Source organism: Halobacillus rhizosphaerae (assembly GCF_046719735.1).
Lineage (GTDB): Bacteria > Bacillota > Bacilli > Bacillales > Halobacillaceae > Halobacillus_B > Halobacillus_B rhizosphaerae.
In genome coordinates this window covers 1-13,444 of the sequence record NZ_JAUTWQ010000016.1, presented here as the reverse complement: position 1 = coordinate 13,444, position 13,444 = coordinate 1, and the positions used below count along the sequence as shown (strand labels likewise).

The 13,444-nt window shown below is 42.5% G+C and carries 13 protein-coding genes and 1 pseudogene; all 14 read right to left on the bottom strand.

Translation table 11 applies throughout. From position 1 onward, the window contains the following. Positions 1–426: Lrp/AsnC family transcriptional regulator (locus Q7A53_RS16355; protein WP_411790261.1), on the bottom strand; the 426-nt coding region annotated here is incomplete at its 3' end. Between the two features lie 250 nt (positions 427–676). Next, the gene (gene panF, locus Q7A53_RS16350) at positions 677–2,143 is read right to left on the bottom strand and encodes a sodium/pantothenate symporter (RefSeq protein ID WP_411790260.1); all 1,467 of its coding nucleotides are present in this window, start codon (positions 2,141–2,143) and stop codon (positions 677–679) included. After that, positions 2,140–2,415: a YhdT family protein gene (locus Q7A53_RS16345; protein WP_411790259.1), complete on the bottom strand. Its 276-nt coding sequence runs from the start codon at positions 2,413–2,415 to the stop codon at positions 2,140–2,142. Before Q7A53_RS16345 ends, panF begins: the two co-directional genes overlap by 4 nt. 331 nt (positions 2,416–2,746) lie before the next feature. After that, entirely contained in the window at positions 2,747–4,030 is a 1,284-nt protein-coding gene (locus Q7A53_RS16340) for a peptidase (RefSeq protein ID WP_411790258.1), read from the bottom strand. A 57-nt stretch (positions 4,031–4,087) separates the two neighbouring features. Continuing rightward, positions 4,088–4,747: a 3-oxoacid CoA-transferase subunit B gene (locus Q7A53_RS16335; protein WP_411790257.1), complete on the bottom strand. Its 660-nt coding sequence runs from the start codon at positions 4,745–4,747 to the stop codon at positions 4,088–4,090. After that, on the bottom strand, positions 4,732–5,433 hold the full coding sequence (locus Q7A53_RS16330; protein ID WP_411790256.1) for a CoA transferase subunit A: 702 nt from the start codon (positions 5,431–5,433) through the stop codon (positions 4,732–4,734). Before Q7A53_RS16330 ends, Q7A53_RS16335 begins: the two co-directional genes overlap by 16 nt. A 12-nt stretch (positions 5,434–5,445) precedes the next feature. Beyond that, positions 5,446–6,812 (bottom strand): annotated as a pseudogene (locus Q7A53_RS16325) (aspartate aminotransferase family protein). Positions 6,813–7,154: 342 nt separating this feature from the next. Next, positions 7,155–7,805: an SDR family oxidoreductase gene (locus Q7A53_RS16320; protein WP_411790255.1), complete on the bottom strand. Its 651-nt coding sequence runs from the start codon at positions 7,803–7,805 to the stop codon at positions 7,155–7,157. Between the two features lie 136 nt (positions 7,806–7,941). Next, on the bottom strand, positions 7,942–8,865 hold the full coding sequence (locus tag Q7A53_RS16315) for a VanW family protein (RefSeq protein ID WP_411790254.1): 924 nt from the start codon (positions 8,863–8,865) through the stop codon (positions 7,942–7,944). 145 nt (positions 8,866–9,010) lie between these two features. Further along, positions 9,011–9,955: a ribose-phosphate diphosphokinase gene (locus Q7A53_RS16310; protein ID WP_411790253.1), complete on the bottom strand. Its 945-nt coding sequence runs from the start codon at positions 9,953–9,955 to the stop codon at positions 9,011–9,013. Positions 9,956–10,393: 438 nt separating this feature from the next. Then, the gene (locus Q7A53_RS16305) at positions 10,394–11,026 is read right to left on the bottom strand and encodes a bifunctional 2-keto-4-hydroxyglutarate aldolase/2-keto-3-deoxy-6-phosphogluconate aldolase (RefSeq protein ID WP_411790252.1); all 633 of its coding nucleotides are present in this window, start codon (positions 11,024–11,026) and stop codon (positions 10,394–10,396) included. An 11-nt stretch (positions 11,027–11,037) separates the two neighbouring features. Beyond that, a complete protein-coding gene (locus Q7A53_RS16300) occupies positions 11,038–11,877 on the bottom strand; it encodes an SDR family oxidoreductase (RefSeq protein ID WP_411790251.1) in 840 nt (279 codons plus the stop codon). Positions 11,878–11,890: 13 nt separating this feature from the next. Continuing rightward, positions 11,891–12,925, bottom strand: a complete 1,035-nt coding sequence (uxuA, locus tag Q7A53_RS16295; protein ID WP_411790250.1) for a mannonate dehydratase — start codon at positions 12,923–12,925, stop codon at positions 11,891–11,893. Between the two features lie 15 nt (positions 12,926–12,940). Then, on the bottom strand, positions 12,941–13,444 hold a 504-nt coding region (locus tag Q7A53_RS16290; RefSeq protein ID WP_411790249.1), incomplete at its 5' end, for a glucuronate isomerase.

Sequence of the window (13,444 nt, the reverse complement as noted above, 5' to 3'; positions counted from 1 at the left end):
TAAGACAAAATGAGTTGTTGTTGATAAGACAGAATCGAGAGTCGACAGCTTTTCTGATATAAAATGGCCAATTTCCATCATCGTTTTCCCTTTCACCGAAACCGACAAATCATAGGCTCCAGACATTAGATATACGGCCTTCACCTCAGGAAAACGATAAATGCGCTCCGCCACTTTATCAAAGCCTACACCACGGGCCGGGGTCACTTTTACATCGACCATAGCCGTGACTTCCTCCCCATCCAATACCTTTGCCCAATCAATCAGCGTCGAGTACCCAAGAATGACTTTTTTCTTCTCAAGCTCATCAATCAGCTTCTGGATTTCAGTTATACTTCTACCCATTAACTTTGCAATTTTTTCGACTTCTAAATGGTTCGCGTTTTTCTCTATTAATTTTAGCAATTCTACTTTAGTTTCATTCATTTTATACACCCACTTATTAATTTACGTATGCTCTATTCTATCAATATTTTGGAATGAACTAAAACCCTATTTTCGAGGAAGCAGCAGCTCATCTAAAAATTTTTTTGCCTATAAGGAGAAAGGATAACTACATTTCCAAACAAAAAACGCTTGTATCTATCTAGATACAAGCGTATACAGCTACTATTAAGTCAAAATTACATAGTTATTTATAAAAATATATCTCGTCCAAACTTATAAGTGGACTCCTTTAAGCACTCCACAATTTCGTAATGATTTCCTCTTGAACAGCTGCATGGTGCTTTACTGTAAGCAGACTCACTCCTACATAAGCAATCAGTGATAGGAGTACAGGCATAACAACCGTATGCATGCCAAACGCATTAGGCATAAACGTATTAAATAGAATGTAGCTGCCCACCCCCATTAGAATAGAAGCAAGAGCTCCACTGGCATTCCCTTTTTTCCAGTAAAGTCCCATAATCACCGGCCAAATAAATGCGGCTTCCAGTCCTCCAAAGGAAAAGAGATTCAGCCATATTAAAAGCTCAGGCGGGTGAATAGCCATGGCAAACACAAGAACTCCTATAACAGTGGTTACACCTAAGCTAAAACGCTTAATCGTCTGATCGTCTGCCCCTGGTTTCACGTAATTTAAGTACACATCTTTAACTACAGCTGAACTAACAAGCAGTAGTAAAGAATCAACGGTAGACATGATCGCCGCCATAGGAGCCGCCAGCACGATTCCACTCAGCCAGGAAGGTAAAACCTCCATCGCAATCCTTGGCATTACGGTATCACCTACTTCAATACCTGGCATAACTGCACGGGCAAATACTCCAGTTAAATGCATACCAAGCATAATAAATCCAACTACCACGGTACCGATAATTAAAGCCCGATGCATCCCTTTAGAGGTTTTGTAAGACATCGCACGTACCGCGACTTGTGGAAGCCCCACGACTCCTACCCCTACAAGTATCCAGAAGGAAGATACGTACAACGGCGTTAACGAATGGTCCGCTCCAAATGGGGTGATTAGACCTGGATTCTCTGCTGCCAGATCTGATATAATTTTTCCCATTCCTCCGCCGGCCACGATGGTACCAATGAGAATAATTAACGTCCCGACAAACATTACCACACCTTGAACCGTGTCTGTAATAGCAACAGCACGGAAGCCCCCAATAATCACGTAAACAAGTACAGAAACTGCAAAAATAAACAAAGCTGCAGTATAAGAAAGACCTGTGAGTGATTCAATTAATCGTGCGCCGCCGACCCACTGGGCGGCCATAGCGGAAAATAAGAATATAATAATACTCAGTGCAGACAGGATTACCACCCATTTGCTCTGGTATCTCTCTTTTAAGAAGTCAATCAATGTAACGGCGTGTATTTTTCTCGCCATTATGGCAAACTTTTTCCCAAGAACGGAAAGAACAAAATATCCGGCTGGGAGCTGAGTCATAGAGAGCAGAACCCAGCCAAGCCCCATGGTATAGGCCACCCCCGGGCCTCCAACAAAGCTGCTCGCACTACCATATGTAGAAATCATTGTCATCGCAAGAATAAAACCGCCAAGCTGTCTGCTTCCAAGAAAGTATTCCTGCAGAAAGTTAGAGGTCGTCTTCAAATGCTTAGAAGCATAGAAACCCGTTATAAAAATCACAACAAGAAAGATCAGCAGCGGAATAATGACTTCCCTATTCATTGCTCATCCCCCTCGTCCAACGACACTTCTTTGAACAGAAAAATGACCGCAATTACCACAAGAGTCAGAATGAATAGGGTGGCTAAAATACAGCTATAGAAAAACCATGCCGGCAAACCCCAGATGTAGTTGTACTCCTCCACGGGTTTAGAACCCAGGCCATAAGCAAGGCTGTACCAGAGAATAAAATTGATCAGAACCAGACCGACACCAATGAAGGCTTCCCGGTTCGCAATACGGTAACGAGGATCATCCTCATTGTTATACTTCATGCTTTTCCCCCCAAGAAGACTTTTAAAGAAAAGATTGTAATCAAAAATCCATAAATAATCAAGGTTTTTCTTATTCATTTGTTAACTATAATTTCTCAGATATTTTTCAGTCAACTAATTATTATAACAATATCATGAATTTAGATGAGGAGTATGAAATAAAGATGATGGTAACGATACCTTCAGAAAACTTCATTAAAAACAGAGATCGGTTCATTTAGAAATAGAGAGAATAAAAAAAGACTCCTTCATCTGTCTGAAGGAGTCTTTCATTATAATAAATCGTGAAAAATTCTTTTATAAACTTGTTAGACACGGCTCCTTTAATTCCTCATTCTACTTGAACCCCACACCACTCAACCAGGGTACAAGCCATAATTTCTGCCACTTCAAAAACTCTATCGATGTGGATATATTCGTTAGGAAAGTGGGCCATCTCTGTCACTCCCGGGCCAAACACCAAGGAAGGTATGTTTCCTACTTCTGTTAAGAGCCCCCCATCCGTACCCCATGGAGAAGCCTCTACAATCGGATCTTCGTTTAAGACCCCACGGTACGACGATACAAGGGTCTGCATCAATTCATGTTCCTGATCAATAGAACCAGGAAGCCAGCGGGCACCAAACCATTCAAGCTGGGGAGGGTGTTCTTCAAACCATGGATCGATATGCTTAAGCTTCTCTAGCCAGTCTTCCATTTCAGCTTTGGCATTTTCGATCGTTTCTTCTGGAGAAACTCCCATCCGCCCTTCCAATTTTACTAAATCGGCAACGGAGGAAGGCCAGTCTCCCCCCTCAATTTTCCCAATATTAATCGGAATGGGGATGGGGATCTTATCATATAAAGGGTCTGTGATGCGCTCATTCCGCTGTTGTTCTAACTGTTGGATATGTTCTACGACGCTCAGACTTTTTTCAATTGCACTGACTCCTTCATAACGTGTGCCTCCATGGGCGGAGCGGCCTTTAATATGGACACGAAACCACATGGAGCCTTGCTGTTTAGGAAAAATTTTTAAATTCGTCGGCTCAGGGATTATAGCAGCATCTGCTTTGTAGCCTTTAAGCACGGCAGCTAACGTTCCTGTTCCACCGCTTTCTTCTTCGATCACACTTTGAAAAATGACGTCGCCCTTCAGCTTGACACCAAGGGAATGAAGAACCTTGATGGCCAGAAGCATAGACACATTGCCACCTTTCATATCGGTCACACCTCGTCCATACATTTTTCCATCGACCACTTTCCCACTAAACGGATCGTCATCCCATTGATTACGGTCCCCTGCAGGTACCACATCAATATGGCCATTAAAAATGAGGGATCGTCCGCCGCCTGTCCCTTTTTGAACACCCACTACATTCGGACTTCCTGTAAAATCATCCCTTGATGAAGCAAAATTCGGATGCTTACTCAACGATTTTCCATCAGGATCCCAGACATCAACTTTAAGTCCCAGTTCATTCAATGTGTCTATCACAATTCCCTGGGCATTCGCTTCATTTCCCTGCGTGCTGTCTGCTTGCACAAGGCTTTGAAGCAGCTTGGTCCCTTCTTCCTTATTCTCCTTTAACCATTGATGAACCTGATTCTTCAGTGTCTCATTTACAGTTTCCAAAAAATTGCCACCTCTCTCTCCATTAACTTTTTGATTACTGCACTTTTTGCCATCCAACTAAAAGGCCGCCACCCCATCTCCTACATGGAGGGTCGCCGCTGTTTTTTCTCTAATATCATTGACTGTATAAGGCGTCATAACTTCTTTTAAGACAAGGCCCTGTGGTGTGACCGCAATTACAGCCATGTCTGTAATAATCATACTTACACACGCTCTCGCCGTTAATGGCAAACTGCATACAGGTAAAATCTTTGGCTCTCCCTTTTTATTTAAATGACTCATCAAAACGATGACTTTTTTAGCTTTTTGGGCAAGTTCCATCGCTCCTCCGATCCCGGGGACACGTTGACCAGGAACAATCCAGTTTGCCAAATCTCCCTGTTCACTTACTTCAAGCCCCCCTAAAATTGTCATATCTAAATGTCCGGATCGAATTATGCCAAAAGCTGTGGCACTGTCAAAATAAGCAGCTCCCTGTACGGTACCGACTGGGAATCCCCCTGCGTTACAAAGCATGGGATTCTCTTCGCCTTCCTTTGGCGATTCTCCCATGCCTAAGACTCCATTTTCAGCATGAAACATGACCTTCGTGTCTTTTTCAAGGTAATTAGAAACAAGAGAAGGAATCCCAATACCTAAATTGACGATCATACCAGTCCCAATTTCCCGAGCCGCACGCTTTGCCATTCGATTTCTGACATCTATTCCCAAGCCCATTTCCAATTTACCCCTTTACTTTGAATGACCATGTCCACGAAGACCCCAGGTGTTATGATGCATTCAGGATCCAATTCACCGGCCGGCACAATCTCCTCAACCTCCGCTATGGTAAAATCCCCTGCCATCGCTACAAGAGGACTGGTATTTCTAGCACTCGTATCATAAATTAGATTGCCAAAGGTGTCTGCTTTTTTCGCATACACGATCGAAACTTCCGCTCTTAGAGGTTTCTCTAACAAACATTCTTTACCATCCACAACGACCTTTTGCTTTCCTTCTTCCACCATACTTCCGATCCCGACGTCAACTAGGATTCCAGAAAGCCCTACACCACCCGCACGAATTCGTTCCGCCAGAGTACCTTGCGGGGAGAATTCTACTTCTAATTTCCCCTCCATCATCAATTGACCCGCAATAGGGTTTGAACCGATGTGAGAAGCAATGAGTTTCTTAACGAACCCCTCACTTACGATACGACCGACTCCGATATCGGGAAATCCAGCATCATTCCCGATTAAGGTCAAATCTTTCACCCTTTTTTTCAACATGCCATCCATAACAGTCGGTGGGTTCCCAATCCCTCCAAAACCACCGAACATGAGTGTACAGCCATCACGGATGTAAGAGAGAGCTTCTTCAAGCGTTCCCGTTTTATTTATAGGCTTTTGCTTAGCTCGCTGCATATCTTTTCCCTCCTATCCAATCGAGTCGATATATCCTTGAATAATTAATTCATTTTGGACTTCATATACGGTTTCTTCGAGAATTCTAAGTAACAGATCCATCTCCTGTTTATTAATGGTTAAGGGTGGAGATATAATAATCGCGTCACCGTCTCCCCCTTCCACACCAGCTGATGCAGGATAAATGAGAAGCCCCTTATCACGAGCTTTAGTAATGACCCTGCTCGTCAGCTCTAACGGTTTTCTGAAAGGAATTTTGGTGAATGAATTAGAAACGAATTCCACCCCCATCATTAACCCTTTCCCACGAACGTCCCCAATGATCGGTGACTGTATGGCGAGCTTCTTTATTTCATTTAACAAATAATCACCGTTTTCCGCCGCTCGTTCAACTAAGTTATGTTTTGAATGTAGTTAAGAACAGCAAGGGCTACAGCAGTCGATTGTGGATTTGCACTATACGTGTGACCACTCATTATTGATTTCGACCCTTCCCAAATAGGCTCCATGACTCTTTCATGAACAAGTGTCGCGGCGATTGGTGAATAGCCGGCGCTCAGCCCCTTCCCAAGTGTGAGAATATCGGGTTTCACTCCGTAATGCTCCATCCCAAACATCTTCCCCGTACGACCGATGCCTGTCATCACTTCATCGGCAATAAAGAGAATGTCATGAACATCACAAATTTCTTTAATTCGTTGATAATAATCAGCTGGCGGGACAACGACTCCTCCTGCTGCTCCAATAATCGGCTCTGCAATAAAGGCAGCTACATGCTCAGCCCCAACCCGGCGAATCGATGTGTCCAGTTCATTGGCACACATCAATTGACAGCTCGGGTACTCCTGGTTGAACGGACAACGGTAGCAGTAAGGTGATGAGATACTAGGGAAGCTTTCAAGCATGGGGACAAACCGCTCCCTTCGACCGATATGCCCAGACATGGATAACGCCCCCATAGTTATGCCGTGGTAGCTGGACCAGCGGGAGATTACTTTATTCTTTCGGTAATTCCCTTTCTCCTGCCAATGTTGAACAGCGATCTTTAGTGCCGTTTCTGTTGCCTCAGAACCACTATTTACAAAAAAAGAATAATAAGGAGTGTCCTCATCAAACGCGATAGAGCTTAATTGATCAGCAAGTTGTTCGGCTGGTACGGACGTAAATTGGGAACGATACACAAACGATAACTTTTGTGCTTGGACATTCATCGCAGCCACGATTTCTGGCACAGCATGGCCGATACCCGCTGTAACTGCCCCTGAAGAACCATCCAAGTATTTTTTTCCTTGGTCATCCCAAATAAAAACCCCTTCACCATAAACGGCCGTAGGATAACTTTCATCGACGTGCGGCTTAATTAACTTAGATCCCTTCACGCTCAATTCTCCTTTTAATCATTCTCAGCTTTAGTGGTCATGTTTCATTATATTTTTAGAAGCGGCTATTATTTTCATTTTCTTTTAAGGATTGATTAGAATTCCCACTATTCTCAAACAGTTAAGTTTTATAATATGTAGAATGAATAGAGGTCAAATTCACTACTATAGACGGTTTTCCACTGAAAGATAAGACTAGTTGAAATTTAAATCCCCACTAGTAAGTTGAAAGCGGGTTCCCCTCTAAGGATATAATTTCTTAATACAAAAAAAAGACAATTCACCATGCAGGTAAATTGTCTCTTCTGTATATTGAAACCTATCCATTAAAGTTGTCCACACTTAGATGGAGCTGATTGTTTCCTGAATAGAATGAGTACCCGATACTACTTGAAACTCTTTGCCGATCGTGGACTCATTTTCTAAACTGGCAACGATAACACTTGCCACATCTTCTCGAGGAACTTCTCCTCTTTCCACTTCAGATGCTGCTTCTATTTGACCGGTTCCTTTATCATTGCTTAGAATACCAGGATGGATGATGGTATAATCTAATTTCGTTGATTTCAGCCACTCATCGGCATAATGCTTAGCGGCTACATACGGTGCAAAGGACTCCGGAGCGTCCTGGATGGCTTTGCGGCTTGTATCAAACGAACTGATCATCACAAAGCGCTTCACCCCAGCCTTTTCAGTGGCTTTCATTGTTTTCACAGCACCGTCTAAATCAATTAAAATGGTTTTATCTGGTCCTGTATTCGGGCCGGACCCTGCTGTAAATACGACCGCATCCACACCTTCAGCTGCTTTAGCAATTGCTTCGACATCGTCTTCTAAATTGACTACTGCCGTTTCCGCACCAAGATCTTCAAAGAAGGAAGCTTGCTCCTGCTTGCGGATCATTGCCTTTGCTTCGAATCCTTCCCGATTCTGTATACTTGTCACGAGATGTTTACCGATTTGTCCGTTTGCTCCTACAACTAGAACTTTCATGTTCTTCACCCTTTCTAAGTAATCAAAATAAGTTTTTTTATCTAACGGGTTTCCATTTATTTAGATACCCTAAATGAATGACCTTTAAAAGTGAAAAACACATTGAAATTCATGGCCTTTTGAGCATGCAGCAAAGTCACCTATGTTCAGCAGAGTGAAGTTTTCTTTCTTTGGGAAGCTTCTTGCTGGCATGTGGAATAGCATGGGGTTTTACATTAATCACATCAGAAGAATAAATCGTCACACTCATCATGCCTCCATAAACTCTTGAGCGAATGAGTAACGGCTGGTTATATTGGTTCTTAAATGAAAAATCCGGCCCATACCAGCTCACTGTAGCATCTCGTCCTGAGGGTACATAAGGAACCCGTTTACTGTGGGAATAGCGTTCCATCACTTTCACTCCTGCATTGTCCACGGAGTTAAACAGTGTAGAAGATACCTGACAAATCCCTCCGCCAATTCCTTCTGTTACTTCTCCTTTAACAATAACCGGGGCTGTCTTATAGCCCTTTTCCTTCGTTCTTTTTCCAACCACTTGATTAAAGGAAAAAAGTTCGCCTGGAAAGACCACGTGGCTGTCAATGGCATCTGATGCGAGTCGAATATTATGCGACCGTTCTTCATTATTCGAATTAAAATAAGTCACATAATGTCCAATCTGCTGGGTACGCACATTGGCAAGCAATTCACTATCAACCTTAGGATAAACGGGAAGTTTAGGGACGTTGAATGAATCCGATCCTGCCTCATACAAATATTGATAAAATCTTTCTGTGAATTTCTTTCGATAAACTTTGTAGCCGTTCTTTCCAGGAATGATTTCACCTGATCCCCCTATCTTCGCATTTACAGGCCCTTGGTTTATTTTCTGATCCAGTTGATCCATAAGCTGCTGGGTTTTCATTTGATCGACAAATGGATGTCCAAGGAACTGGTCAGCAAAGTTCTTTCTGTTCACCGTAAGAACTAGCTTGCCATTCTCCATCAGCGTTAAGTCATCTTGTTGTATCGAAGGTTGAGATAGTAATAAACATAGAGACAAAATTACAAATTTCATACTTGAGTCCTCCTGGGGTTAGTATGAATAGAAGATCAATAAATCATGTGAAAAACTTTTTTTATTTCGTTACAGGCCATAAACATAAAAAAACAGCGGATTGGAGTACCCGCTGTTTCATTCATAAATTTTGAACTTTTACCCTTTAATCGAACAAAACGCTCACAGACTTCTCATTTTGCACGCGTAACAATGCATCGGCAAATAACGGAGCAACTGAAAGGGATTTTATTTTATCAATCTTCTTCTCCTCTGGTAAGAAAATCGAATTGGTTACAACCAGTTCTTTAATCGGAGAATTTTCAATCTTGGCGCCAGCTGGTTCTGATAATAGAGCATGAGTTCCACAGGCATAAATTTCTTTAACATCAGCTTCCATAAGACAATTCGCCGCCTGTACTACTGTTTCAGCTGTATCGATCATATCGTCTACAAGGATGACATTTTTCCCTTGAACAGAGCCTACTACATTCGTTTCTTCCTCTTCCCCTGGTTCAGGCCGTCGTTTATCAATGAAGGCAATCGGAGCATCTAGAATGTTCGCCATTCTCCTTACACGTCTCAGTCCACTCGTATCAGGGGCCACAATGACAATATCGTCCAGATTCTTTTCATTGTAGTACTCCGCAAGAATCGGCACACCGACCAGTTGATCCACAGGGATGTCAAAAAAGCCTTGAATTTGCGGGGCATGTAAATCTAAACTAATGACGCGGGAAGCTCCTGCGGTTTCCAATAAATTCGCGATTAATTTCGCTGTGATCGGTTCACGGGAGCGTGCCTTACGATCCTGACGCGCATATCCATAATAAGGAATGACGACATTAATGCTTTTGGCCGAAGCTCTCTTCATCGCATCAATCATAATTAATAACTCCATTAAATGTTCATTTACAGGCTGGGAGGTCGATTGAATCAAATAGATATCCGCCCCTCGGACACTTTCTTCAATATTAATTTGAATTTCACCGTCACTAAATCGCACGACAGAGTTCTTTCCTAAAGGAACGTCGAGGATCTCAGAGATTTCCTGCGCTAATGGTTCATTAGAGTTTAATGTAAAAAGTTTCATATTGGATGTTGAGCTCATGTAAATCTCTCCTATTATTAATGGGAATGGAATGTACTTGGTGATTTATTGAACAGCTCTTGCTGTAGAGAATGTTAACCTCATGTATATTTTTTGTAAAATATCTTTTAAATTATATCATAAAATTATCTAAATCCATACGGACTAAGAGGCTCAATTAATGGAAGAAAAACACATATAAAATGCTTTAGGATAGTTAATGTAATTTTTCATAAACACAGGCACAAGTAAATCCCCCCAACCTAATAGAAGAATCGTCAAGAAAGGGACGGGATTAGTAGGATCTTATAGAAATGACTCGAAATTCTGCACTAGAAAAATCCGAACGCAGATGAAAAAAGGTGATTAACATTACATCTAAGTTCGGATTTTATAGTTGGAAAAAGAAGTATGTCTAACGGATACCGTCAAATTCAACTAATGAAGGACGCAGCCGTCTTACACTCGACCACCTTGAACAATCTCAACAAAGTCCTTTGCATTAGCCGTAACCTCTTCATAATTCCCCTGTTTTGCCGGCTTGGTAATCTCTCCTCCCACTCCTACCAGAAGTGCCCCTGCATCAAGCCAGTGCCTTACATTTCCCAAATCTACACCGCCTGTAGGCATAATTTCTATGTAAGGAAGCGGACCTTTAACCGCTTTAATATGGGAAGGATCAAAGCTCTGGCCTGGAAAAAGCTTAATAATTGATGACCCACTCTCCAACGCTTGCATGGCTTCATTAATCGTCATACAACCCGGGATGTAAGGAACCTGATACCGATTACATAAGAAAGCAGCTTCACGATTATAGTTCGGCCCCACGATAAATTGAGCACCACTCATAATAGCTATTCTCGCTGTTTCAGCGTCCAGCACTGAACCTGCCCCTACCACCAAATCCTCTCTTCCCTGAAAGTATTGGATCACTTTATCGGCTTGAGGAACGGTGAAAGTAATCTCCAGGCTCCTTACGCCTCCTTCCACACAGGCTTCCGCAGTTTTTATTGCCTCTTCCGGGGAATTCCCGCGAATTACAACGGTTAATGTATGGTCGATCATTTTTGTTAAACAGTTGTATAATTTCATCATTAATCCTCCTACACTCCTGAATAAGCGGAAAAACCGCCGTCCACTGGGACTAGAATCCCATTCACAAAACCAGACGATTTCTCATCAGCCAGCCATAACAGGGTCCCCACCAGTTCTTCAGCTTTCCCCAGCCTGCTCATAGGGGTCTGCCCAATAATTTTATTCGCTCGCTCTTTATATTCTCCCTCTTGATCAAGAAGCAGACCCCGATTCTGTTCCGTTAAAAAGAATCCAGGAGCAATCGCATTCACACGAATTCCTACCTTTGAGAAATATACAGATAACCATTGGGTAAAATTGCTGACAGCTGCTTTCGCTCCACTGTAAGCAGGGATCTTCGTTAATGGTCTCAATGCATTCATAGAGGAGATATTAATAATGGAAGCTCCATGTTTATCAACCATATCTTCAGCAAACACCTGAGTTGGGATCAGAGTTCCTGAGAAATTTAATTTGAACAGTTCATCAACAGCATGAGGATCGATATCAAAGAAGCTCTGCTCCTCATTATCAGGCGAGAAATATTCCTGCCCAGTCGTTGCCTTGGGATGATTACCACCTGCTCCATTAAGTAATAAATCGACCGTCCCCCACTGCTCGTGGATGTCTTCACGGACCTCCATAAGAGCTTCTTTATCCAAAACGTCCACACTGTACCCCCGGCATTCTCCTCCAGTGGAAGTAATTCTTTCGACTACTTTATCAATTTTCTCTTGTGTTCTTGCGAGAATAGCAACCTTCGCTCCGCATTTGGCTAACGCCTCACTTAGAACGGAGCCAAGCACTCCGCTCCCTCCTGTTACTACGGCTATCTTTCCTTCTAGATCGATTTGAAATGGTAAATTCATTGTATCCTCCTTTCTAATTCTCTATGACTGTATCAAGAATTCCATTAAGATAAGCTGCCCCAAGTGCACGATCAAACAGTCCGTACCCGGGCCTTCCTTCCTCTCCCCAGATCATTCTCCCATGATCGGGTCGAATGGGTCCTTTAAACCCTGTTTCTACTAACTTCTTCATGACCTCTACCATTGGAAGAGAACCATCTTTAATCGAATGAGAGGTTTCCTGAAAGGATTTATCTCCAATCCATTTCACGTTCCTTGCATGGACAAAATGGATTCTGCCTTTAGCTGCCTCGATAATCTCAAGGAGATCGTTTGCAGGATTACTTCCGAATGAACCTGTACAAAAAGTAAGACCATTAGCCGGACTATCTACTTCCTTCAGCATATATTCCACATTTTCTTTCCCAGTAATAATTCTCGGCAATCCGAAAATTTTCCAAGGCGGATCATCGGGATGGATAGCCAACAGCAATTGTTCCTCCTCTGCGACAGGCACAATTTCTTTCAGAAAGTAAATGAGGTTATCCATCAGCGATTCTTCTGACATCGCTTGGTAATCTTCCATTAGAAGCTTTAGCTTCTCTGTCTGGTAAGAGAGGTCCCAGCCCGGCAGTTCAAGTTTACCTTCAAGTGGGTCTATTCTAGATATGGACTCTTCTTCATAAGCAAGTGAATTTGATCCATCGGGTAGCGATTCAGCAAGATTTGTACGCGTCCAGTCAAAAACGGGCATAAAGTTATAACAAATTGTTGTTATGCCTGCTTTAGATAGATTACGAAGGGTTTGCTTGTAATTCTGAATATATTGATCTCTCGTCGGGCGTCCCAGTTTAATATCTTCATGAACAGGGACGCTTTCAATAACACTCAGTTTTAAACCAAGAGCTTCAATGGTTTCCTTCAAATTCTTAATCTTTTCAAACGGCCACACTTCCCCAGGGGGGATACTGTATATGGCGGACACGATCCCCTTCATTTGAGGGATTTGTTTAATTTGCTCAAGCTTCACAGGATCATCTTCTCCGTACCAGCGAAAACTCATTTCCATAGGGTCCGCTCCTTTCTATAAGTTAAAATACCTTTTCGCATTGTAATAAGATATATCTTTTACATAGCTTCCCAGCCATTCCATGTCTGCGGGAACTTTCCCATTCATGGCCCATCTCCCCAATAAATTACAAAGGATTCTCCGAAAATATTCATGACGGGAGAACGAAAGAAATGACCGCGAGTCCGTAAGCATTCCAATAAAATGTTTAATTAAACCTACATTGGCAAGAATGCTCATCTGATCTTCCATACCATCTATATGATCATTAAACCACCAAGCCGTACCAAACTGAACCTTCCCAGGAACCGTACCGTCTTGAAAGTTACCAGCCATACTGGCAAGTATATAATTATCGCGCGGATTCAGACAGTATAGCACCGTTTTAGGTAGCTTCCCTGTAGAATTGACTGAATCCAGGAAGCGGGACAATGGCTTTGCGAGTAAGGAATCTCCAGGTGAATCATACCCGCTGTCCCTGCCTATTTGCTGGAACATTTTCGTATTGTTGTTTCTTAA